Annotated in this window: 18 protein-coding genes and 1 pseudogene; 9 read left to right on the forward strand and 10 right to left on the reverse strand. The window is 63.0% G+C overall.

All coding sequences use genetic code 11. From position 1 onward, the window contains the following. The first annotated feature begins 382 nt into the window (after positions 1-382). The 4 genes and pseudogenes from G6N16_RS01115 to G6N16_RS01130 form a co-directional block, all read left to right on the forward strand. Positions 383-1,045 (forward strand): TetR/AcrR family transcriptional regulator, encoded by a 663-nt coding sequence (locus G6N16_RS01115; RefSeq protein ID WP_062655122.1) that lies wholly within the window; start codon positions 383-385, stop codon positions 1,043-1,045. Between the two features lie 13 nt (positions 1,046-1,058). Continuing rightward, positions 1,059-1,622 carry an adenylate cyclase regulatory domain-containing protein gene (locus tag G6N16_RS01120; protein ID WP_163787718.1) on the forward strand — a complete coding sequence of 188 codons (564 nt, stop codon included), beginning with the start codon at positions 1,059-1,061 and terminating at the stop codon, positions 1,620-1,622. Positions 1,623-1,705: 83 nt separating this feature from the next. Further along, a protein-coding gene (locus tag G6N16_RS01125; protein WP_110810710.1) for an IS3 family transposase occupies positions 1,706-2,844 on the forward strand; the annotation gives its coding sequence in 2 pieces (ribosomal slippage) (positions 1,706-1,976 and positions 1,976-2,844; 1,140 coding nt in all). A gap of 32 nt (positions 2,845-2,876) precedes the next feature. After that, a pseudogene (locus G6N16_RS01130) lies at positions 2,877-3,449 on the forward strand (adenylate/guanylate cyclase domain-containing protein); the annotation flags it as partial. Positions 3,450-3,558: 109 nt separating this feature from the next. Here G6N16_RS01130 and G6N16_RS01135 read toward each other — a convergent pair. Further along, positions 3,559-4,704 carry an acyl-CoA dehydrogenase family protein gene (locus G6N16_RS01135; protein ID WP_043985036.1) on the reverse strand — a complete coding sequence of 382 codons (1,146 nt, stop codon included), beginning with the start codon at positions 4,702-4,704 and terminating at the stop codon, positions 3,559-3,561. Positions 4,705-4,842: 138 nt separating this feature from the next. Here G6N16_RS01135 and G6N16_RS01140 point away from each other — a divergent pair, with 138 nt between their 5' ends. Further along, complete coding sequence (locus G6N16_RS01140) at positions 4,843-5,559, forward strand: TetR/AcrR family transcriptional regulator (protein ID WP_234711386.1); 717 nt, start codon at positions 4,843-4,845, stop codon at positions 5,557-5,559. A 23-nt stretch (positions 5,560-5,582) separates the two neighbouring features. Here G6N16_RS01140 and G6N16_RS01145 read toward each other — a convergent pair whose 3' ends face one another. The 8 genes from G6N16_RS01145 to G6N16_RS01180 form a co-directional block, all read right to left on the reverse strand. Beyond that, positions 5,583-6,383: an SDR family NAD(P)-dependent oxidoreductase gene (locus G6N16_RS01145; protein WP_234711385.1), complete on the reverse strand. Its 801-nt coding sequence runs from the start codon at positions 6,381-6,383 to the stop codon at positions 5,583-5,585. Between the two features lie 163 nt (positions 6,384-6,546). Beyond that, positions 6,547-8,004: a cytochrome P450 gene (locus G6N16_RS01150; RefSeq protein ID WP_043985034.1), complete on the reverse strand. Its 1,458-nt coding sequence runs from the start codon at positions 8,002-8,004 to the stop codon at positions 6,547-6,549. A gap of 154 nt (positions 8,005-8,158) precedes the next feature. Next, on the reverse strand, positions 8,159-9,748 hold the full coding sequence (locus tag G6N16_RS01155; RefSeq protein ID WP_043985033.1) for a flavin-containing monooxygenase: 1,590 nt from the start codon (positions 9,746-9,748) through the stop codon (positions 8,159-8,161). Between the two features lie 62 nt (positions 9,749-9,810). Then, positions 9,811-10,773 carry an alpha/beta hydrolase gene (locus tag G6N16_RS01160; RefSeq protein WP_043985032.1) on the reverse strand — a complete coding sequence of 321 codons (963 nt, stop codon included), beginning with the start codon at positions 10,771-10,773 and terminating at the stop codon, positions 9,811-9,813. After that, on the reverse strand, positions 10,770-12,284 hold the full coding sequence (locus G6N16_RS01165) for a flavin-containing monooxygenase (RefSeq protein WP_043985121.1): 1,515 nt from the start codon (positions 12,282-12,284) through the stop codon (positions 10,770-10,772). The genes G6N16_RS01160 and G6N16_RS01165 overlap by 4 nt, the downstream gene beginning before the upstream one ends. Positions 12,285-12,370: 86 nt before the next feature. Beyond that, positions 12,371-14,038, reverse strand: a complete 1,668-nt coding sequence (locus G6N16_RS01170) for a flavin-containing monooxygenase (RefSeq protein WP_043985031.1) — start codon at positions 14,036-14,038, stop codon at positions 12,371-12,373. Continuing rightward, positions 14,035-14,958 (reverse strand): hypothetical protein, encoded by a 924-nt coding sequence (locus G6N16_RS01175; protein WP_011895451.1) that lies wholly within the window; start codon positions 14,956-14,958, stop codon positions 14,035-14,037. Before G6N16_RS01175 ends, G6N16_RS01170 begins: the two co-directional genes overlap by 4 nt. 31 nt (positions 14,959-14,989) lie before the next feature. Further along, positions 14,990-15,826 carry an SDR family NAD(P)-dependent oxidoreductase gene (locus tag G6N16_RS01180; protein WP_043985120.1) on the reverse strand — a complete coding sequence of 279 codons (837 nt, stop codon included), beginning with the start codon at positions 15,824-15,826 and terminating at the stop codon, positions 14,990-14,992. A 140-nt stretch (positions 15,827-15,966) separates the two neighbouring features. On the opposite strand from G6N16_RS01180, the gene G6N16_RS01185 reads away from it, so the two are divergent. Next, a complete protein-coding gene (locus tag G6N16_RS01185; RefSeq protein ID WP_074243573.1) occupies positions 15,967-16,608 on the forward strand; it encodes a TetR/AcrR family transcriptional regulator in 642 nt (213 codons plus the stop codon). Positions 16,609-16,755: 147 nt separating this feature from the next. Here G6N16_RS01185 and G6N16_RS01190 read toward each other — a convergent pair whose 3' ends face one another. After that, on the reverse strand, positions 16,756-17,955 hold the full coding sequence (locus G6N16_RS01190; protein WP_372508921.1) for an acyl-CoA dehydrogenase family protein: 1,200 nt from the start codon (positions 17,953-17,955) through the stop codon (positions 16,756-16,758). A gap of 106 nt (positions 17,956-18,061) precedes the next feature. On the opposite strand from G6N16_RS01190, the gene G6N16_RS01195 reads away from it, so the two are divergent. From G6N16_RS01195 to G6N16_RS01205, 3 genes are read left to right on the forward strand one after another with little or no spacing between them, the layout of a single operon-like run. Further along, complete coding sequence (locus tag G6N16_RS01195) at positions 18,062-19,663, forward strand: acyl-CoA carboxylase subunit beta (RefSeq protein ID WP_043985027.1); 1,602 nt, start codon at positions 18,062-18,064, stop codon at positions 19,661-19,663. A 5-nt stretch (positions 19,664-19,668) separates the two neighbouring features. Beyond that, complete coding sequence (locus tag G6N16_RS01200) at positions 19,669-21,684, forward strand: ATP-binding protein (RefSeq protein ID WP_011895456.1); 2,016 nt, start codon at positions 19,669-19,671, stop codon at positions 21,682-21,684. Positions 21,685-21,742: 58 nt separating this feature from the next. After that, positions 21,743-22,897, forward strand: a complete 1,155-nt coding sequence (locus G6N16_RS01205; protein WP_043985026.1) for an acyl-CoA dehydrogenase family protein — start codon at positions 21,743-21,745, stop codon at positions 22,895-22,897. The last annotated feature ends 104 nt before the right edge of the window (positions 22,898-23,001 follow it).

Genomic DNA, 23,001 nt, shown 5'->3' on the forward strand with positions numbered 1-23,001 from the left:
CTGTCGACGTATCGCCAATCAAGTCGCCGTCCTCTGCCTGCTGCTTGACGTAGCCCCTTTGCCAAAGCCGTGTTGCCGAACGATGTGATGACGATCGGATGACGCCAACAGCGTCCGGCAGACGGAGAGATGGCTTTGTCCAGTTCCTTGCCGAACTGGACATCCAAAGAGGGCGCAGCGATCTGCCCACGCGGTTGCCGATCTTGGCCAATGAGCGGGCACATCCACGAATGGGGATCACACGCGCAGGCGCCAGCCACCTGCCACTGGGCGTCTACATTTCAACTCAACCTGGGATTGTGAGCAGGTGTTAACGTTCGTAGTGTAGCTCCCGGCGCTGCAGTGCTGCGCGAGCCCTGGTTGCGAGCGAAGGAAGGTAGTAGTGAACAAGGTGGTCGTTGCCGGACGTACCCGGGTCGGCGGCGAACGTCGGGAACGGATTCTCGCCTCTGCCACCGAGTTGATTGCCGAGCGGGGCTACCACGCTGTCTCCATGGCCGACATCGGCGTTGCATCAGGGGTTGTCGGGCCGGCCATCTATCGCCATTTCAACAGTAAGAGCGATCTACTGGCGGCCCTCTTCGAGCGAGTGGTGGACAAACTCCTTAAGCGTGCGACGGCGATCGTCGAGCAGTCCCGCGACGAGGCGGAGGCGCTGACCCTGCTGGTGTCAGACCAAGTCGCCTTGGTAATGGATCAACGCGAGCTGGCAATGGTGTATTACCGCGAAGTGCACAATCTGTCGGATCAGCACCAGAGCCGGTTGCGCCGAAAGCAGCGACTCTATCTAGAAGAGTGGGTACACCTCGTCGGAGAATTGCGGCCCGCGGTCGATGAGATTGAACTTCGGGCGATGGTTCATGGAGCGATCGGAGCCATTCAATCGATCTTGCACTACCGCGGCACTGGCCTGGCTCCCGAACAGACCTCTGCGCTGCTCGTTGCGATGGGTCACGCCGTGCTCGGCGTCCCCGCGTCTAGCTACCAGATGGGTGCCGTGACCACTGCTCGATCCTGTCCTCGTCCTGGCACGCCGCAGCACTAGGGACATTCTGAGGGTGTCAGCAACACACGAAGACGACTTCGCTCAGTATGGTCTGCTCGACGGTCTCGAGGGCAACAGCCGCCAGGAGAGGACTGATCTTATTGCCTGGCTGCATGCCCAGGGCTTCACGACTGATCAAATCCGACTGGCGGCTCCAACCCCTCTCCTGCTTCCTACCAGCCGCGTACTGGGTGATGAGGGGCGGTACATCTCTCTGCGCGAGCTGAGCACAGAAACCGGAATGGACCCAGAGCTCCTCACACGGCTGCTCGATGCTGCCGGCCTCCCTCGACCGGAAGACCCCTGCAACGCGGAACTGCTTCGTGCCGACGGTGACGCAATCGCACGCGCACGACACTTCATCGACATGGGCGTTAATCCAGACGAAACAGTCGCCATATTGCGGGCCCTCACGGCAGGCATCGGGCAGGCCACAGAGATGATGCGTGACTTCGTGCTGAACATGTTGCTTGTTCCGGGGGGGGGAGCGAGATCCAACTCGCTGACGCCCTCCAAGAGTTCGCACGACGAGCGAGGCCAGACTTGTTATCCGCGGTTGGCGAACTTTTCCTCATGAGTCTGAGGTGAGCCCTCTGTAGTGGTCCAGTCGTTGTGGGACTCTGTTGTCCGAGTGTTCGGGCAGGAAGAATCACCAACGAGATGGCATCGAACAAGCGCCGGCGGCATACGCCGGATCAGATCATCCGCAAGCTCGCCGAGGGCAACAAGCTGCTCGGGACGGGTCAGGAGCTGGCCGAGGTCTGTCGGCATCTGGAGATCGCGGAATCGACGTGGCATCGCTGGCTGGCGCAATACGGCGGCATGAAGGCCAACGACGCCAAACGCCTCAAGGAGCTCGAGGCCGAGAACGCCCGGCTGAAGAAGCTGGTCGCCAATCAGGCCCTCGACATCGACATGCTCAAGGAGATCGGGTCGGGAAACTTCTGACCCCGAACCGCAAACGCCGCGCAGCGACCATGCTGTGTGAGCGGTTCGGGGTGTCGCAACGCCGCGCCTGCACCGTGGTCGGCCTGCACCGCTCCACGATGCGGCTGACGCCATCACCGGTCACCACCGAGGAGGCCGAACTGCGGGCCTGGCTGCGACGGTTCTCTACCGACCGGCCGCGGTGGGGTTGGCGCCGAGCAGCGAAGATGGCCCGCCGGGCGGGCTGGCAGGTCAACAACAAGCGCATCCGCCGGCTCTGGCGCGAGGAGGGCCTGCGGGTTCCGCAACGCCGCCGCAAGAAGCGCTTGACGGGCATCGGGGTCGCAGTGGGCGCAATGTCGCCCATCTGTCCGAATGTGATCTGGGCGATGGACTTCCAGTTCGACACCACCGCCGACGGCCGCACCCTCAAGATGCTCAACGTCATCGATGAGTTCACCCGCGAGGCCTTGGCGATCGAGGCCGACCGATCCATCGACGCCGACGGCGTCGTCGCCGTGCTGGACCGCCTCGCTTTGATGCACGGGGCGCCGCACTATGTGCGCTTCGACAACGGGCCGGAGTTCGTCGCGCATGCTGTGGCTGATTGGTGTCGATTCAACAGTGCTGGTTCACTTTTCATCGATCCCGGCTCACCGTGGCAGAACGCCTTCATCGAATCGTTCAACGGCCGACTGCGTGACGAACTGCTCAACTCGTGGCGCTTCGACTCGCTTCTGGAAGCGAGGGTGATCATCGAGGACTGGCGCCGCGATTACAACGCTAACCGGCCCCACACCGCCCACGGGGAGCTCACCCCTGCCGAGTTTGCCCTACAGTGGGCCACGACCCACCAACCGAAAGTCGCATAACGACTGGACCACCAAACGGGTCCCCCTCAAGTCTCCGCAGTTCGTTGGAGGCAGAGGCGATCACCGCCGCAGAACGAGCAGCAGGACGGCTGCCGGAAGCGCGCGAGATAACCGTTGCATTCGCCGACGTGGTGGGGCTTACCGAATTGGGCGAAAAGCTTCAGCCCGACGATTTGGAGAGGCTCGCGAATCGACTTGCGACTGCTGCGCGCGATGCAGCCAACCCACCGGTGAGATTCGTAAAATCCATCGGGGACGCGGTCATGCTGGTCTCGTCACAACCGACGCCGCTGGTAACGACGATGCTGGACCTGGTCGACAGCGCGTCGGCAAACGACCTGCCTTCCTTGAGGATTGGCGTGGCGTCCGGGTCAGCGGTCTCGCGGGCGGGCGACTGGTTCGGCAACCCCGTGAACCTGGCCAGCCGAGTGAGCGCGGCGGCGCGGCCAGGGGCAGTGTTGGTGGCGGACTCGACGCGGGCGATCGTCGACGACGACGCAGGCCTCCGGTGGTCGTCCGCCGGCGCATACCGTCTGAAGGGCGTCAGCAGCAAGGTCAACCTGTCGCGGGTGAGGCGCGCCCAGGCGGCTGAGTACCCCGTTTGAATCGAGCTCACTAGCGCCCGCCTAATGAACAAGTCAAGACCTACTTGATAAGCCGAACGCCACCTCGCTATCGCGGCCCCTCGTAACCAATCTAGCGGTCGAATTCGATCTAAAGCGACCGAGCAATGATCTCCTTCATAATCTCGTTTGTCCCACCGTAGATCTTCTGAACGCGAGCATCGGCCCACATCCTGCCGATGGGATACTCGGTCATATAGCCGTAGCCGCCGTGGAGCTGCAAGCAGTCATCAAGGGCGACCATCGCACGCTCAGTAGTCCACCACTTCGCCATCGCGACAGTGGGGATGTCGAGTTCACCGCGCAGATGGCGGGCGACGCAGTCGTCGATGAAAACGCGGCTGATATGGGCATCGGTGGCGACCTCGGCAAGTTTGAACTTGGTGTTTTGGAAGGCGAAGACAGGCTTGCCGAAGGCATGCCGATCCTTGGTGTATTCAACAGTGAACTCGAGCGCTGTTTCTAGTACTGTCACTGCACCAAGCGCAAGGATCAATCGCTCTTGGGGAAGTTGCTGCATCAACTGAATGAATCCCAGTCCTTCAGTCGTACCCAGGAGGTTCTCTACGGGAATGTGCACGTCTTCGAAATAGAGCTCGGAGGTGTCCTGGCCGCGCTGACCGACCTTGTCCAACACCCGACCCCGCCGGAAGCCCGGCCGATCGCCTTCGACCAACACCAACGAGATTCCGTTAGCTCCGGCAGTCGGGTCGGTCTTGGCGACGACGATGATCAAGTCGGCCTGAGCGCCATTGGTGATGAATGTCTTGGAACCGTTGACAACGTATTCGTCTCCAACGCGCAGTGCCTTGGTCGTAACAGATTGGAGATCGGAGCCCGTGCCTGGCTCCGTCATCGCAATCGCGCCAACCATCTCACCAGTTGCCAGTCGGGGCAGAAAACGTTCCTTCTGCTCGTCGGTGCCATACTCGAGCAGGTAGTGGGCGACGATTCCGCTATGCAGCGCCGCACCCCATGCTGAATCACCGATGCGGGCCTGTTCCTCGATCAAGACCGCCTCATGGGCGAATGTTCCACCACCTCCGCCGTACTGTTCGGGGATTGACATGCACAGCAACCCCAGATCACCCGCCCGGGTCCACAGGTCTCGATCCACGTGGTGCTGCTCGATGAAGCGGGCACTGTGCGGCGCGATCTCCTTCTCACAGAACGTGCGCGCCAAATCGCGGAGTGCATCGAGGTCGTCGTCCATCCAGCTAGAGCGATTGGCTGCCATTAGAGAGTCCTCACTGTTATTACTTGCGCACCGATCCCGCAATGGGTCTCGCTACACGCTTATGGGTACATGGTGTACCACGAAACGGACACTGGGTACAACACGTACCCAGAACTTTCCAGAGCGCGGGGCGCTACGGTGAGCATCGTGGAGCGAAAGCAATGGGCGGACACCACAGCGGGACGCCGTGCAACCAGTAAGTTGCCAGGCCGCGAACTACGTCGTGAACAGATCATCGAAGCAGCGCTCAGCGCAATCGAAGACAACGGACCCCACGCACTCACCGGCCAGATCGCAGACAAGGCCGGTTTAGTCCGCACGCACTTTTACCGCCACTTCGCAAGTAAAGAAGAACTCGATCTGGCCGTCGCCCGCCACGTCCACCGCGAACTCACTGCAAAGATTCGCCTAACTCTGGATGTGCAGGGATCACCGCTAGACGTGATTCGCGCGCCGGTCACACAGCACGTCATATGGGCTGACGAACACCCCAACCTCTATCGGTTCTTGGTGAACCGACACTATCGGCGCAGCACCGAGAAAACCTCGCCCGGCACCAGTGCATTCGCCTCCGAACTCGCCGTCGCGGGTGCCCGTTACTTTCCTCGCTACGGCGAGGACTCAGAGGCGGCAGACCGCAATGTCGCCGCCATCATGGGCCTGATGGACGCTTCGGTCCTATGGTGGCTGGACCATCGCGACTCCACTCGTGACGAACTCGTCGTTCGATTGACACGGCAAACCTGGTTGATAATCAATGACAGGCTGCAGGAACTGGGATTCCAGCTTGATCCCCACTTACCACTCTGCGAACCGAAAACCTCATCAGGTACAACTCGAGCCTCCCCACGCTAAACCCTCCGTCTTAGACACCGCCATCAACGATGATTGCGTTGGCGCCGCTCACCAACGCCGCGCATCAACGCGAAAGCTTTCAACCCGAGCGACGGCGCAGCATCGCTAGTGCGCGCAACTACGCCGCGCCACCGAGGAACTACCCGGAATATCTGGCGACTCTCCAGCAACTCGAGTCCTGCGCGGGCCACGGCCGCCGCATCCATTGGACGAGGTCCGGCGAACAGTAGCGCCGCCCCAGGGTCGGCGACTCGGTCGGTGACCATTTTCGTACTCACCACGTCGGGGCATAGCGCCCGGGCACGGATTTGCAATCCCGCATGGTCAAGATCGCCTTGCAGCGATGTGGTGAACGACAATACGGCGGCTTTAGTGGCTGCGTACATCGCGAGTCCAGGGATGGGGGCCAGAGCCGAGAGCGACGCGATGTTGAGGATCGCACCCCCACCTGCGCCCATGGCGGCAACTGCCGCGTGTGACCCGGCAACGACACCTCGTACATTTACATCGAGGATCGACGCAATCTCGGCATCGCTGTGACTCCAGCTGTTACCCGCGATTAGGATCCCAGCGTTGTTTACCCACACCGCCAGAGGGCCAGCGGCTAAAGCCTGAGCAGCGACTTCCCGATGACCCGACGGATCTCGTACGTCGTGCGTGGCGCTCCAAGCGCCACCGCCGACCTCGGTGGCAGCGCGCTCCGCCGCGTCGCCATCGACATCCGTGAGCAAAACCTTGTGACCGGCAGCGGCGAGTTGTCTCGCGATCTCCAGACCAATCCCTCGACCTGCTCCTGTGACGACGGCTGTTGATGGTTCTAGCATGACCATCCTTTCCGGCAGTTTGCGTAGGTTTGCCGACTACGGTTCGCCGGGGTTTGTTGAGGATCTCCGAGGCCACTTGGAGGACTGCGTCGATTCTGCCGGCGCCCTGTGAGGGCGATGTGCTCGGCCAAGCACTCAAAAGTCTCGTGGAATGACCTAGATATCATCGGCGACACAACGTAATAGGTAGGCCGTCGACAGGGACAGGCAGGGACGTATTGTCCCACCGAACGCGGTAGCCGTCATCCAGACTCCAGGTGAATTCCCGCAGCATCTCGTGCAGTATTGCCTTCACCTCCAAGGTGCCGAAGTGCATCCCGATGCACTTGTGCGCGCCTCCTCCGAACGGAAGCCAGGCGAAGCGGTGGGCGTGATCCTCGCGCCGTGGCGGCTCGAATCGCGTTGGGTCAAACCGGTCCGGCTCGGTCCACACTGTGGGCGCAAAGTGGTTGACCGCAGGCGTGATGGCGACAAGCACTCCGGAGGGGACGTAGTAGCCATCAATTGCGGTGTCGGTCACCGTCTTACGCATAACCAACGGTACCGGTGCAACTAGTCTGAGCGACTCCTTGATGACCAAGTCCATCGCCGTGAGCCCCTCCAGGTCCTCAATGTCCGGCAGATCGTCGCCTAGACGGTCAGACTCAGCACGAAGTCGATCCTGCCATTCAGGATTCTTCGCCAAGAAGTACGCCACAGCGGCAGTGGTGATCGTTGACGTGTCATGAGCGGCCATCATCAGAAAGATCATGTGATTTATGATGTCCGCATCAGTGAAGCGTTCGCCGTCCTCGGCGCGCGCCTCACATAGCGCGGCGAATAAATCATCATTCTGCCCCGAGCGTGCCGCCGGTAAGTGCCGGGCGAAGTACGCCTCCAGCAACCGGCGACCGCGCACTCCGGCGCGGTACCGCGTCCCGGGCAGAGGAGCACGCACGATCGCACTGGCAGCGCGGACGGTTGCTACAAAGGCTCGATTTACTGAACGGCTGTCCTCTTTCCCGCGGCCGCCCATGAACACATCGGTTGCCACGTTGAGCGTCAAATCCTTCAACAGGGGATACAAGCGGACACCCGAACCGGTCGGCCACTTCGGTACGCTAGAACGAACCGATGGCCCGACCTGCTTGACATAACCGGTTAGTCGCGGACGTGTGAACGCCTCCTGCATGATTCGCCGATGCATCAGATGCTCATCGAAGCTCATCAGCATCAGCCCCCGATGAAAGAACGCATCGATGAGAAAACCCCAACCATCTTGCGAGAAAGCCTTGGCTTTGGTGGTGAGTGCTTCTTGAGTTGCCTGCGGTCCCGCAATGACGACCATCTTGGTGCCAAACGCCCCCATCCACGAGACCGAACCAAATCTCTCGTACCGCTCTCTACTGAGGTCAGAGCCGAAGCGAATGTAGTCCAGTGTGTGGCCAACGAGAGGCAATCCCTGATCGCCGATAACTGGCTTCAATCCGCTACCTGTCGGCGGCGCGGCAAGTTCGCGAACCGGCCATCGTCGACTCACCTCCTGGATAGCGCGCTCGACGCGCTGCGGGAGGGGATTCAGTAGTACCGACGACAGACGGTCACGGGACTTGCTTGCCGAACCGGACGGCGATTTGGTCATCGAGTGCCCCCTTGATGTTGTTTCTCGCATTATCGGAAGGATTTCACCCATCGTTTACACCGGTGACCACCCTGTCAACGGCGATCACAGTTGCCGCTCGAATGTCAGCGACTCCCCGCCGTCCTCGGATACCCGTCACTGAACAGAGCCGCCACTAGTCGACGCTATCGGCCCCGCTGGGGGCATAGGGCATGTCGGCCAGATGGGTGTTGGCCGGCTCGGGTGTCCCCCTGCGCGACGAGTTCGCGGGCGCGGGACGCGACAGGACGTAAGCGCGCCGCTTCGGCCTGCGCGCACGAAGGCGATACAGGAAGGTCGGGCTGGGCCAGTTGGTGGATATCGAACCGCGCGCCGAGCGATACCAGCTCGTGCACATAGTCCACACGGATTTGTCCAGGCGGCGACCCAACCGGTCGTTGAAGCGCTTCTCCACGTCGGCACGCACCTCGATGACACTTCGCGGATGGGCACGGAGAACCTTCATCAACCTGACGATGTGTCGGGCCTGCGACTCGAGCATGTAGACAATCGACCCGGATCCCACGTTGGTGTTCGGCCCGTACATCATGAGGAAATTCGGGAAATCTGGCACCGACAGGCCGTAGTAGGCGTGCGCGCCATCTGCCCACACGTCCGACAATGTTCGGTCCGAACGGCCGTGGACCTCCATCGGGGAAAGAAACTCGGTGGCACTAAAGCCGGTGCCGTAGATGATGACGTCGGCGGCATGGAATTCGCCGTCCACCGTGCGAATTCCGCCGGGTTCTACTGCCTCAATATCGTCGGTCACCAGTGCGACGTTGGGACGGGCGAGTGCGGGGTAGTAGTCGCTGGAGAACAGGATCCTCTTGCATCCGGGCGCATAGTCCGGTGTCAGTTGGGAACGCAGCCGCGCGTCGTGCACCTGGCGACCTAGGTGCCTGAGGGCGACGCCGCCAAGGACTCGCGCCACTGGCTTCGCATCGACGAGTGCCAACGCCAAGAACTCGAATATCGTCCAGATCATCAGACGTTCGCTGAGCCGCAGAATGGGTAACTTGCGCAGCAGTTGGTGATGCCGCCCACCGTACTGACGATCGAATTTGGGCAGCACCCATGGGGCTGACCGTTGGAAAACATCCAAGTGCGCGGCGCATGCAGCGACCACCGGGACGAATTGCACCGCACTTGCGCCAGTGCCGACGACCGCAATGCGCTTGCCGCTGAGATTCAGATCGTGGTCCCAATTGGCGGAATGAAACGACGGGCCCGCGAACCCCGACATTCCAGGAATGTTCGGGATCGAAGGGCGCGACAGCTGTCCCACGGCCGAAATGACGACATCACACTCCAATTCTTCGTTGGAAGTCGTGGTCAGACGCCATGTGTTCGAGCGCTCATCGAAGGCTGCCTTGGCGACTTCGGTCTTCGTCCGAAGGAGGGGCAGCAATCCACTTTCGTCGACGACGCGGCGAAGGTAGGCGAGGATGTCGCGTTGTTCCGCGTAACGCCGGCCCCACGTGGGATTTGGCGCCGAGGAGATCGAGTACAGCTGCGACGGGACATCACAGGCAGCCCCCGGGTAGGTGTTCTCCCGCCAGACTCCCCCGACACCATCGCCCTTTTCGACGATGAGGACCCTGTCGAACCCCGCGCGTGTGAGGCGGAGTGCCAGGGTAATTCCGGCGAAGCCGGCGCCGATGATGACGATCGAGGGGTTACCAGGGGGATTGTCCTGGGTTTGTTCAAGTTTCACGGGTTTCATCGTTAGCTCATACAACCTTCGTGCTGGGGCGCCTCGTGGTCAAGGCGTGCGCAGGGACGCTGTCAACGGACGGTGGCCGAAGTAGCCAAGAACTCGCCACCGAGCCTGAGGGCCTCACGCGCTTCGGGCAATAGGCGAAACATCGCCTGGAAGACATGGATCTGGCCGCGGAAAACTTGCAACTGCGAGGAGACCCCTGCAGTCTGCAGACGTTTGGCAAAGACTCTGGAGTCGTCGAGCAACATCTCTCGTCCGCCGACCTGAATCAAAGTTGGTGGCATGTCCGTGAGATCAGCGTCGAGCACGCTTATCCTCGGGTCGGCTGGATCGGCGCCCGCCACGTACAGACCCATTGTTCTCGACGCAGAGATGGCGGACGCAAAGGGGTCCCGTCTGCGCAGATCACGGTCCATCGCAAGTTGACATGTCAAATCCAGCACCGGCGACATCAGCAGCATGGCATCCGGCGTCGGCAGTCGATGTTCCCGAGCGCCAAGCGCCGTCGCCGCAGCAAGCTGGCCGCCTGCGGAATCTCCGGCGAGCGCCACCGTGCCAGAAGACGCGGTGATCGCGCTTCCCTCTGTCAACCATCGATAAGCGATCAGTGCATCATCTGCGGCCGCCGGGAAGGGATATTTCGGGACCAATCGATAGCGCACGGCAAATACCGGCCTGCGGGCGGCCGCGGACAGTTCGCTGATGAGGCCACGGTGGGTCTCGGGAGAGCACATAGAAAATGCGCCGCCGTGTATATAAAGAATCGGCGGAGCATCCGAGGCCACGTTGGCCGCCTTGACCCAGTCGCCTCGCACACGTTCACCGGCGAAGGGCGTGTCTACCTTCTCGACACTGATTGCGCGCCTTGGCCGCGACACCACGAGTGTTCCCCGTAGCACGCGGTCCATGACCGCGAAGCCATGCTCGTTGGCCGGAATCACCTGCGTGAGAGGTCGAAGAACGCGTCGCGCCGTTGCCGCGACCAGGTGGCTCGCCATGCTCGGATTCGGCCTGGCAGGTGAACTCATCCGGCGGTGACCACCTTCTGTGGGGCAGTGTCCGCCTTTTTCGCCGGTCGTCGTTCGAAACGGTAGTCGGCCAGGTCGAATCGTCGACTGCGCCAGATCGACTCGACCGTCGTCGTCGGACGCAGAGGCACGTCCCCATGCTTGTCGAAGTAATAGCTGTTCGCGCCCGCGCAGCTGTCCTGCCAGAAGACCTGCGTATGCCGCCGTGCCAGCATCTCCGCGAAGAAGCGTTGATTCGCCTCCTCGCGTACCTCGACGTAGTTCGAGCCGGCCGTCCTGGCCTGCCGGAGGCAACGGAGAATGTGACCCGCCTGTGCCTCGATGAGTGCGAAGTAGGACGAGCCGTTGTATCCGTACGGGCCAAACACTGAGAAATGGTTCGGGAATCCTGGCACGCTGACGCCCTCATATGCCTGGAGTCGGTTCTCGTCCCACCACTGTGCCTGGTCTCGGCCGGCGACACCTCTGAGCGAGTAGGTGGGCATGCTGTCCGATTCCATGACCTTGAATCCCGTTGCCAGCACGAGCACGTCGATCTCGTGTCTGGCGCCATCGGCCGTAATTACCGCGGTTTCATCCACCCGGGTGATGGGGTTGGTTTCAAGATGGACGTTGCCGCGGTTGAACGTCTTGAGATATTCGTTGTGAAAGCTTGGCCGCTTGCAGCCCAGCGCGTAGCGCGGTGTCAGCTTATCCCGAACGACCGGGTCTGTGACCTGCCGACGCATGTAGCTGATCGCTGCACGCTCGATCGCCGACGCCAGCGGTATGGCGGTATGGAAGTGCGCTGCGACGGGAAAGGTGAGTTCGACAAACGCCTGGCTGGCTGCCCGCGCGGCGATCTGCGCTCCGGGTGCGAGCCGGAGAAGAGCACTCAGCGGGCGGGGCACCGCGAAGTCGAATTTCGGTAGACACCATATCGGGGTGCGCTGAAAGACGGTGAGTGTGTCCACGTCCTTGGCTATCGAGGGGATCAGTTGCACCGCCGAGGCGCCCGTCCCGATGACGGCGACCCTCTTTCCGGTGAGGGTCTGCTGGTGGTCCCAGCGCGACGTGTGCATCGTGACCCCGCCGAAGTCCCCGACCCCCGGTATGTCCGGCGTTTTTGGTCGCGTGAGAACCCCGGAGGCATTGATGACGAACCTGGCTGTCAGTTCCTCATCTGTCGAGGTGAACAAACGCCACAATGTCGATTCTTCGTCGAACTCAGCCCTCACAACCGTGACTCCGAAGCGGATGCGCGACGCGAGGCCATATTTTTCCACGCAATGCTTCGCGTAGTTCTTCAGTTCGATCCCCGGCGCATAGGTACGTGACCACGACGGGCGTTTCTCAAAGGAGAATTGGTAACTATATGACGGAATGTCTACTGCAATCCCCGGGTAGGTATTCCAGTACCAGGTTCCACCCACCCCTTGGGCCTCATCAACGATGAGGAAGTCTGAGAAACCTTCCTTCAGCAGCTTGATGCCCACCCCGATCCCGGAGAATCCAGCTCCGATGACCAATATCTCGTGGGTGGGGACCTCGTGGGTGGGGACCTCGTACGTAGAGGCTCCGGAGGTGGGGGCATTCTCGTCGCCCGCGACATGGACACTCAAGCGTCTTTCCTCACTCTCGAGGCTGCGCGCTTAGGCGGTACTTTCCCGACGCCCACGTCCAGGATGTCGGCTTTGACGTCAGACCGCGTTGGCAGGGCGCCTGCGCTTTTTCGGCCCTGGGTTACCTTGGCCTTGCGGCCCTGGGCAACCTTGGCCACATTCGAGCCGTTTTGGGCGTGTTCGGTTGGGTGGTGCTCAGTTCGTGCGGTTGTCGGGGTCGTTACATAATCACCCATGTCGACCTTGGACAGTGCGCGCACGAACTGGGTGGCGAAACCGGGGTACATGGTGCCGTTGTATCCGTCATTCGTGAGGTACCAGCTCTTGCAACCCGAATTCCAAGTCGTACTTCCCAACCGCTGCTGTACCTCGCCGTGGTAATTATTTTGCCGATCTTCGCGGACCTCGAGCGTACTGAGATCATTCGCGATGATCGCGCCGATGGCTTTGACGATGTAGTTGATCTCGGCCTCCATGTACACGAGGGCCGAGTTATGGCCGGGCCCTGAATTCGGACCGAAGGTGAAGAACAGATTGGGATAGCCCGCAACGGTGACGCTCCGGTACGCATAGGCGCCCTGGGACCACTCGTCGGAGAGCTCACGACCAGCTGCGCAGATGGGAAAAGGCGTGCCGGCCTTGCATACATCGAAGCCGGTGGCAAAGACGATGCAGTCCACTTCGTGTTCGATGCCATCTGCGGTCCGTATGCCATTCGGCGACAGGGTCGCGATCGGCCATGAGATGAGCTTGCAGTTGTCGCGTTGAAGAGCGGGGTAGTAATCGCTGCTCATCAGCATCCGTTTGCAGCCGGCGCGGAAGTTCGGCGTCAGCTGGCGCCTGAGCCAAGTATCCGATACCTGCCTCCGTAAATTCGCCTTCGCCACCAGCTGGATGCCGGTGGTGACCGGGGTATCCCAGACCATGCCGACGGCCATGAGCTCGTGCACCCAGAACCACGCCTGCCGTGCGGCTTTCTGCACGAGAGGCGCTCGACGAAACGCCGTGCGCGCCCACTGCGGATGGGAGAAGTCGGGCCGAGGGAGGACCCAGCCGGGGGTGCGTTGGAAGACCTTCACCGACCGCGCAGTCTTCACCAGTTCGGGAATGATCTGAACAGCGCTGGCTCCGGTGCCGATCACGGCGACACGTTTGTCGCTCATGTCGTAGTCGTGATCCCAACGCGCACTGTGGATCTTGTGACCATCGAAGGTGTCCAGTCCGCGGATGTCCGGCAGGCTCGCATTCGCCAGCGGCCCACTGGCCATCACTGCGGTGCGCGCCGTGAACTGCGAGCCGTCAGCTGTCTGCGCCGTCCACAGTGCGCTTTCCTCGTCGAACTCCAGACCGGTGACGTTCACTCCGAACCGGATGAAACGCGACAGCGAGTACTTGTCCACCATCGTCTTGATGTAGCCGAGGATCTCGGCGCTGCCCGAATACGCGCGGGACCAGTCCGGATTTTGCTCGAACCCGTAGGAATAGAGCAGCGACGGGATGTCGCACGCCGCGCCGGGATAGGTGTTGTCCCGCCAGGTACCACCCACCTCGTCGGCACGTTCAAGGACAACGAAATCGTCGATACCCTGTTGTAGCAACCGGATTGCGGTTCCCAGGCCGGCGAAACCCGCACCGACGATCAAGACGGTCGTGGTGTCGCTCATCTGGCCACCGGTTCGTAGGTCAGCTCTTCTGTCCACGTCGGTGACTTACCGAGCACCTCGGTGGGGAAGTGGTCGATCGCGGTACCCAGCCGCTGCGAAATGAAATGCAATGGCTGAGAACGCTTGATGCTGGCGGACATGTGAGCCTTCAAGATGTGGTAGCCCGGAACGCGGCGCGTGAACTCACTACGATCTCCGACGTTCTCGTACCGCATCACCGCGTTGTAGAGCTTCTCCTCCGACAATCCCATGGCGTTGAGATTGGTCAACATCCTGGTGAGCAACGGCACGTAGAGGACGCCGCCGAGAAGGATTCTCGGGTCGATGAGCGCCCCCATCGTCTGAGTCGCATGAATGCGCATGGGGCTGGCGCCGAGGTCGTTCAGAACCTGGAATCCCACTGCCAAGTGCCGCGATTCGTCGTTGTTGACCTTGTTGAAGACCTCGGCGCAGAGCGGATCCTGCACCTCGTCGAGAAGGAACTTGAGCAATGCTCCGTCGAGCGCAGTCTCCAAGGCTGGGATCGCCGCTCCGATCACCGTCAGCGGGAGGGCCTCGGCGTATCGGTCGATCCACTCGATGACCAGTCGAATATTCTTGTTCGGCACCGGGATTTCCCCTTCCTCGAGCATCCCCCACCGCTGCATGAGCGCCAGCTCCGCGTTGGCGTGCCGCTGCTCCTCGGCATGGAAATACCGGTAGATGTCACCTAGAGCCTCGAACGGCGCTTTCGGCGCCATGGCGGCGAACGCGCGTGCACCGACGTGTTCTATCCACACCACGTCAGCCATGAACTGCTTCAGTTCGGGCCGCTGCTCATCAGTGATTTTATCGGCGCCCGGCGCATCCCAATCGATGTCGGCCAGCGCCCACTGCCGATTCTTGATCGTCTCGAGCATATCGCTGTATTTGAATGCCATTGGAGTCTCCTTTGTCTTTGTCTGGAATGACTTAGCGCGCGATTCGCTCAACCAAACCGAGCGCACGGGTATACGTGGCAGGCACTGCCCGCTTAAATAACCAGAGAATCTTCGCGTCGACTTGGGGTAGGACGTGCAACTGACCGCGATCGTTCGCGTCCAACGTTTTGCGCGCCACCGATTCCGCCGACACGCCGGTCCACTTCATCAAATTCGTTGCCAGCTTGGCGGCCGACTCCTCAATACCAGGGTTATCGACGATGTTGGTCTTGACAAATGTCGGGCACAGTACAGTCACCGCCACACCAGTACCACTCAGCTCGGCCGCCAAAGTCTCGGATAGCGAGAGCACTCCGGCCTTGCTGACGTTGTAGGCAGCCATCCGAGGCGCCGCTCCGAAACTTGCAGCCGACGCGACGTTGATAATTCCGCCGCTGCCCCTCGCGCGAAGCCGCGGTACGAAGATCTCGCAGCCGTAGATCACTCCCCACAAGTTGATTGAGAGCGTCGTCTCCCAGTCGCGTTTAGCCGTCGCGCCGATGACATTGCCACCGACTCCGATGCCCGCGTTGTTGATCACCAGGCTGGGCGACTCCCCAAACCACTCTTCAGCGCTGTGGGCGAGTTCGCGGACCTGTTCTTCATCGGAGACATCGCACACGATGTCGAGGCCATCACCGCCCGCTTGGACGACGAGACCGACCGTCTCCTTGGCACGCACGGGATCGATGTCGGCGCATACCACCCGCCCGCCTCTGCGGGCGAGCTCTACCGCAAAAGCGCGACCAATTCCACTGCCAGCCCCTGTAACAACCGCGTTCGCGCGGTCACTTCTGCGAGGCGACTTGCCCCACCACAAGAAATCCATCAGTACCGAGTCCTTGGCAGATCGGAGCATGCTGATCCGGTGAACCAAGCCAATCTGCTGCCGCTTGGTGGCAGTGAACACAATTGTGGTCGCATGCCACCAGTTTGGCGGGGGTGCTATGTCTTTGTCAAGATGTATGCGTGCGGACAAAGGCAGCAAGGTGGGGCGGGCGTACAGGCGCCGAACGACGGGCTGACCGGAGGCAGCGCCTAGTCGCCGCCGCAACAGATATCTGGACGGAAAGCGGATGGGCAGCGGTTACCATGCGTGGGGTCTGCTCCAGAGCCGCGCTGAACGACCGCTATTACTATGAGGAGTTCAAGACCCGCGATGAGTTGCTCGTAGCAGCGTGGGACGGTGTCCGAAACCAGATGCTCGGCGAGGTTTCAGCAACGTTTGCCGAACGCGTCGGTCAACCACCTGTCGAGACCATTCGCGCCGCGATCTCGATCGTCGTCCTCCGCATTTCGCAAGATGCCGGCCGAGCCCAGATTCTGCTGACGCAACACGTCGGCAGTTCAACATTGCAAGATCGTCGTGCGGTGGCCTTGCAGGAAGCCACCCAGCTCGTCATGGCCGCCAGCAAGCCGCATCTGAAGCCTGACGCAGACGAAATGGCCTTGCGCATGGACACGTTTGTAGCGGTCGGCGGCTTCGTCGAACTGATCAGCGCCTGGCACGCAGGACTACTCGTCGACGTAAGTCAAGTCGACATCGTCGAACATACGAGCAGACTTGCTGAAACACTGGCTCGCCGCTACGTGGTTGATACGTCTCGCTAGCTGGTACTCGGGATGCAATTTCCCGGTGGCGAAGGCTGCATTGGCCGCAGGGGGCGTGACACACCGTTGACTTACCTTAGAAACGGTGGAAGGTCCGTCTCGTCGACCTGCCAAGCCGACGCTCCTGCTGTCGAATGGCGGCTTCACTCAGAGGCCAATCTGCTTGGCGATGATCTCCTTCATGATTTCGGTGGTGCCGCCCCCGATACCCAGGATGCGCGAATCGCGATAGTGCCGTTCGACCTCGGTCTCGCGCAGATAGCCCATGCCACCGTAGAGCTGCACGGCGGTGTCGACGGCAAGCGCACAGGCTTCCACGGCCTGGTTCTTCGCCATCGAGACCATCCGCACGTCGGTGTCACCCGCGATGATGCGGTCCACGGCGGCGCGGGTATAGGTACGGGCAACGTCTACGGCCGTGGCCATGTCGACGATCTTGTGCCGCACCACCTGTCGGGTGGATAGCGGTCGACCGAAGGTTTCGCGCTGCTTGACCCACTCCAGCGTCAGGTCGAGGCAGCGCTGGGCCGTGGCGTAGCACTGGACGGCGATGAAAGCACGTTCGACTTGGAACTGTTGCATGATCTGCAGGAATCCGCTGCCTTCGGGGCCAACCAGATTGACCACCGGCACGCGCACGTCGCTGAATCCGAGTTCAGCGGTGTCGGAGCACAGCCAGCCCATCTTCTTCAGTGTCCGCGAGACCGCGAAACCCGCGGCGCCACGCTCCACCACGAGCAGTGAAATCCCCGACGGGCCCGGGCCGCCGGTACGCACGGCGGTGGTCACGAAATCGGCGCGGACACCCGAGGTGATGAACAGCTTCGCACCGTTGACCACGTAATGGTCGCCGTCGCGCCGTGCGGTAGTACGGATGCCGGCGACGTCAGAACCGGTGTCGGGTTCGGTGATGCCGAGGCTGCCGATCTTCTCCCCGGCCAGGGTCGGCACCACGAAGCTGCGGATCTGCTCGGGATCGCCCTGCGCGGCCATATGGGGCACTGCGATGTGATGCGTAAGTAGGCTGGCCAGCAAGCCCGAGGAGCCGCCGGCCTCCATCACGGCCTCGGTGAGCAGCACCAGGTCGCGCAGGTCACCGCCGGAGCCACCGATCTCTTCCGCGAACCCGATGCCCAGCAACCCCGCTGCGGCTGCGCGGCGGTGGAGTTCTCTAGGGAGTTCTCCGGCGTCCTCCCAGTCTTGCAGGTGAGGAACGATCTCCTTCTGGGTGAACGACATGGCGAGGTTGCGCAACGAGATGCGCTCGGGCGTCATCCACGGGTCGGCTGCGGCCGCCTCCGCTTCCCGCTGATCCGGCTGTTTCATGTGAGTTGCTCCTGCTGTGATCACTCGGGGACGGCACGATTGCCACGTCGACCCCATTGTCGTCGAATGTTAATGACCGATAACGTAGCGTGTCAGGAGATCGACGTTGATGTCACCTGGAGGAAAGTTGATTGACGTCCTGCCCGACCGGGTCGACACCCGCGCGCCGGTATACCTCGAGAATCGCGAGGGACTCATCGCGCAGCTCCATGCGCTCGCCGAACAGCTGGCGTTGGCCAACGGTGGCGGCGGCGAGAAGTACGTCGCCCGGCACCGTAGCCGCGGCAAGATGCTGGCTCGGGAGCGCGTCGAGCTGCTCATCGACCCCGACACGGCCTTCCTGGAACTCTGTCCGTTCGCGGCGTGGGGCACGAAGTTTCCGGTGGGCGGCAGCGTTGTGGTCGGCATCGGCATCGTCGAAGGCGTCGAGTCGATGATCATCGCGCACGACCCGACCGTGCGCGGCGGAGCCTCGAACCCCTACACCTTCCGAAAAGTGTTCCGGGGCATGGCAGTCGCCCGCGAGAACCGGCTGCCCATCATCAACGTCGTCGAGTCGGGCGGGGCGGACCTGCCCACGCAGGCCGAGATCTTCGTGCCCGGGGGCCAGCTATTCAACGACCTCACCCAGCACAGCGCGCAGGGCCTGCCGACACTGGCGCTGGTATTCGGTAACTCGACGGCAGGCGGCGCGTACATCCCCGGCATGTGTGATTACGTGGTGATGGTCCGCAACCGGTCCAAGGTCTTCCTCGGTGGTCCGCCGCTGGTGAAGATGGCGACCGGCGAAGTGTCCGACGACGAGTCGCTCGGCGGCGCCGACATGCACGCCCGCACCTCCGGGCTGGCCGACTACATGGCCGAGGACGAGCAGGACGCCATCCGGATCGGGCGGCGCATCATGGCCAGACTGAACTGGCGCAAGCTCGGGCCCGGCCCGACACAGCCACCGACCCCCCCGCTGCGAGACCCCGACCAACTCCTCGGGATCGCTTCGGTGGACCCGAAGGTTCCCTTCGACCCACGTGATGTCATCGCCCGAATCGTGGACGGGTCCGCCTTCGACGAGTTCAAGCCGCTATACGGCACCTCGCTGGTCACCGGTTGGGCCTCGATCCACGGATACCCGGTAGGGATCCTTGCCAACGCGCGCGGAATCCTGTTCAGCGAGGAGGCGGAGAAGGCCGCCCAGTTTATTCAGCTGGCGAACCAGATCGACACGCCACTGGTGTTTCTGCAGAACACCACCGGCTACATGGTCGGCGCGGAGTACGAGCAGGGTGGCATCATCAAGGACGGCGCGAAGATGATCAACGCCGTCTCCAACAGCGCTGTCCCACACCTGACGATCGTGATGGGCGCGTCCTACGGTGCGGGCAATTACGGGATGTGCGGGCGGTCCTACTCTCCCCGCTTCCTGTTCACCTGGCCCAACTCGCGTTCGGCCGTCATGGGCCCGGCCCAGCTCGCGGGCGTGCTGTCGATCGTGGCCCGCGAGTCGGCCGCCGACCGGGGGCTCCCGTTCGACGAGGAGGCCGACGCCCAGATGCGCGCTGCCGTCGAGGGCCAGATCGAGCGTGAGTCGTTGGCGCTGGCCAACAGCGGCAGGCTCTACGACGACGGGATCATCGACCCGCGCGACACCCGTACCGTTCTCGGGTTCTGCCTTTCCGTGGTCCACAACAGCGAGATCCGTGGCCAGCGTGGCTACGGCGTGTTCCGGATGTGATGGCGATGCCCGTGATCAAGAAGCTGCTGGTGGCCAACCGGGGAGAGATCGCCCGACGCGTGTTTCGCACCTGTCGCGAACTCGGCATCGCGACCGTCGCCGTGTACTCCGACGCCGACGCCGACGCCTGGCACGTGGACGATGCCGACGAGGCCGTCCGGCTACCGGGTTCCTCGCCGGCGGAGACCTACCTCGACGGTGACCGGGTGATCGCCGCCGCCCTCCTCACCGGCGCCGACGCCGTGCATCCCGGCTACGGCTTCATGTCGGAGAACGCCGGCTTCGCGCGGGCCTGCGCCGACGCCGGGCTCGTGTTCGTCGGCCCGCCGCCGGATGCCATCGACGCGATGGGTTCCAAGCTGACGGCCAAGGCGATGATGGCCGATGCGGGCGTGCCGGTTCTCCCGGGCGGCGACGCGACCGGCCTGGACCCCGACAAGCTGCGCAAGCTCGGCGCCGAGATCGGCTACCCGCTGCTGGTCAAGGCGAGCGCGGGTGGCGGCGGGCGCGGCATGCGGGTTGTCGAGTCGGCCGACGACCTCGACGGAGCCGTGGCCTCGGCCTCGCGCGAGGCGATGTCGGCGTTCTCGGACGGCACGGTGTTCCTCGAGCGGTACGTGCAGCGTCCCCGCCACGTTGAGATCCAGCTGTTGGCCGACATGCACGGCACGGTTGTCTCGCTGTTCGAGCGGGAGTGCTCGGTGCAGCGCCGCCACCAAAAGGTCATCGAGGAGGCGCCCTCGCCCGTCGTCGACGACGACCTGCGCGCCCGGATGGGCGCGGCGGCGGTCGCGGCGGCACAGGCCGTGGGTTACGTCGGGGCCGGAACGGTCGAGTTCGTCCTCGACGCGAACGGCGGCGATGACGACGGGACGTTCGCCTTCCTGGAGATGAACACCCGGCTGCAGGTCGAGCACCCGGTCACCGAACTCGTCACCGGGCTCGACCTCGTGCGCCTGCAGTTGCTGGTGGCGATGGGTCGGCCACTGCCTGCCGAGGTGAGCAAGCCGCGGATCACCGGCCACGCGGTCGAGGCCCGGCTCTACGCCGAGGACCCCACGAAGGGCTACCTGCCGCAGACCGGAACGCTGCGCACGATGCAGATCCCCGACCACGTCGGGGTCCGGGTGGACTCCGGCGTGCGCGACGGCTCGGTGGTCAGCCACCACTATGACGCCATGCTGGCCAAGGTGATCGCCTGGGCGCCCACCCGCGCCGAGGCGCTCGGCGCGCTGTCCGCCGCGCTCGCCGGCGCCCGGATCCACGGACTCACCACCAACCGGGATCTGCTGGTTCGCGTTCTGCGCCACGACGAGTTCGCCGGACGCGGCACCGACACCGGGTTCCTCGACCGCCACGACGTGGCCGACCTCGGCGCAGCCCTCATCGACCGCGACGGGGAGGGCTTGCACGCCATCGCGGCCACACTCGCCCAGGTCGCGGGACGCCGCGCGGCGGCCCCCGTCCAGCCGACGCTGCCTGCCGGGTGGCGCAACAACCCGTCCCAACTGCAGTCCACCGGATGGCTGACCGCCGACGGCCGCGAGCGTCGGGTGGGCTATGCGCTGCTCCGCGACGGCGTCGAGGTCGAAGTCGACGGCAAGCCCGTCGAAGACGTCAGCGTGCTCGTGCAGCGGCCGGACCGGGTGGTCCTGGAGACCGGCGGGGTGCGGCGCGGCTACGACGTCGTCCTCGACGCCGACATTGCCTATGTCGACAGCCCTGCCGGGTCCACTGCGTTTACGCAGGTACCACGGTTCCTGGACCCGAGCGCGCTAAAGCCGGCGGGCTCGCTGACGGCGCCTATGCCGGGTTCGGTGATCCGGCTGCCCGTCGCCGCGGGCGACGTCGTGACGGCCGGGCAGGCGCTGGTGGTGGTGGAGGCGATGAAGATGGAACACACCATCGTCAGCCCAATCGACGGGATCGTCGCCGAGCTTTCGGTCGAGGTGGGTCAGCAAGTGTCCACCGGCGATGCCCTCGCGGTGGTCGGAGCGGCCGCCGGTGCAGATCAGGATTGAGCACCATCGGACCCGTCACCGGCCCCGGTGGCCGGTGACATCGAAGTAGGAGAGCGGTATGGAACTGCACGAGACCGAGGAGCGGCGAGCGCTGCGCAAGGCCGTGTCCGAGATCGCCAAGGACTTCGGGCACGACTACTACGTGGCCAAGTCGCTCGGCGGGGAAAAGAGTTCGGAACTCTGGCACGCCGTCGGGGAACAGGGGTTCCTCGGGATCAACATCGCCGAGGAGTACGGCGGCGGTGGCGGCGGCATCTACGACATGCAGATCGTCGGTGAGGAACTGGCCGCGGCCGGCTGCCCGCTGCTGATGACGGTGGTCTCCCCCACCATCTGCGGCACGATCATCCAGGCTTTCGGCAGCGACGAACTCAAGGCACGCTGGCTGCCGGGCATCGCCAGCGGCGAGGTCATCATGGCGTTCGCGATCACCGAGCCGGATGCGGGCTCGAACTCGCACAACATCTCCACCTACGCCAAGCGCGTCGGCGGGGATTGGATACTCAACGGCACCAAGTACTACATTTCCGGCGTCGACGAGGCGGAGGCCATCCTGGTCGTCACCCGCACCGCGACCGACGACCGCGGACGCGGACGGCTGAGCCTGCTCGTGGTCCCGACCGACGCGCCCGGGCTGACCAAGACCCTCATCCCGGTACAGGCGGTGACACCTGAAAAGCAGTTCACGCTGTTCTTCGACGACGTGCGGGTGCCGGCCGAGAACCTGATCGGCGCGGAAAACGACGGTTTGCGTCAGGTATTCATGGGCCTCAACCCCGAACGCATCATGGGCGCCGCCCTGGGAAACGGCATCGGCCGCTACGCGCTGGACAAGGCCTCTGCCTACGCGCGCGAGCGCAAGGTCTGGGACGTGCCGATCGGAGCCCACCAGGGCCTGTCCCACCCGCTTGCGCACGCTAAAATCCAGCTGGAGCTGGCCCGGCTGATGACCCAGCGGGCGGCCTCATTGCACGACGCCGGCGATCCCGGTTCCGCGGAGGCGTCGAACATGGCCAAATACGCTGCGGCCGAGGCGGGCATCCTCGCCCTCGACCAGGCGATCCAGACCCACGGCGGCAACGGGTTGGCCACCGAGTACGGGCTGGCCACTCTCTGGGGCCCGGCACGGCTGATGCGGACCGCGCCGATCAGCCGAGAGATGATCCTCAACTACGTGGCACAGCACAGCCTCAACCTGCCACGATCGTACTGAGCATCCTTCATCCGTTCCTGTCCGCTTCCGTCTACCAAGACGGACAGTGGTGATCGGTCGCCCGCCGGGGCCGGGTCCTGCCTTAACGAGCATTTGTCAACCAA

The sequence above is a fragment of the Mycolicibacterium insubricum genome, assembly GCF_010731615.1.
In the GTDB taxonomy this organism is placed as follows: domain Bacteria; phylum Actinomycetota; class Actinomycetes; order Mycobacteriales; family Mycobacteriaceae; genus Mycobacterium; species Mycobacterium insubricum.

Coding starts and splice junctions, on each gene's coding strand:
- G6N16_RS01150 (WP_043985034.1), bottom strand. CDS start 8,004: ATGACCAAATCGCCGTCCGGTTCGGCAAGCAAGTCCCGTGACCGTCTG.
- G6N16_RS01180 (WP_043985120.1), bottom strand. CDS start 15,826: ATGGATTTCTTGTGGTGGGGCAAGTCGCCTCGCAGAAGTGACCGCGCG.
- G6N16_RS01175 (WP_011895451.1), bottom strand. CDS start 14,958: ATGGCATTCAAATACAGCGATATGCTCGAGACGATCAAGAATCGGCAG.
- G6N16_RS01200 (WP_011895456.1), top strand. CDS start 19,669: ATGCCCGTGATCAAGAAGCTGCTGGTGGCCAACCGGGGAGAGATCGCC.
- G6N16_RS01145 (WP_234711385.1), bottom strand. CDS start 6,383: ATGCTAGAACCATCAACAGCCGTCGTCACAGGAGCAGGTCGAGGGATT.
- G6N16_RS01155 (WP_043985033.1), bottom strand. CDS start 9,748: ATGAAACCCGTGAAACTTGAACAAACCCAGGACAATCCCCCTGGTAAC.
- G6N16_RS01160 (WP_043985032.1), bottom strand. CDS start 10,773: ATGAGTTCACCTGCCAGGCCGAATCCGAGCATGGCGAGCCACCTGGTC.
- G6N16_RS01205 (WP_043985026.1), top strand. CDS start 21,743: ATGGAACTGCACGAGACCGAGGAGCGGCGAGCGCTGCGCAAGGCCGTG.
- G6N16_RS01170 (WP_043985031.1), bottom strand. CDS start 14,038: ATGAGCGACACCACGACCGTCTTGATCGTCGGTGCGGGTTTCGCCGGC.
- G6N16_RS01135 (WP_043985036.1), bottom strand. CDS start 4,704: ATGGCAGCCAATCGCTCTAGCTGGATGGACGACGACCTCGATGCACTC.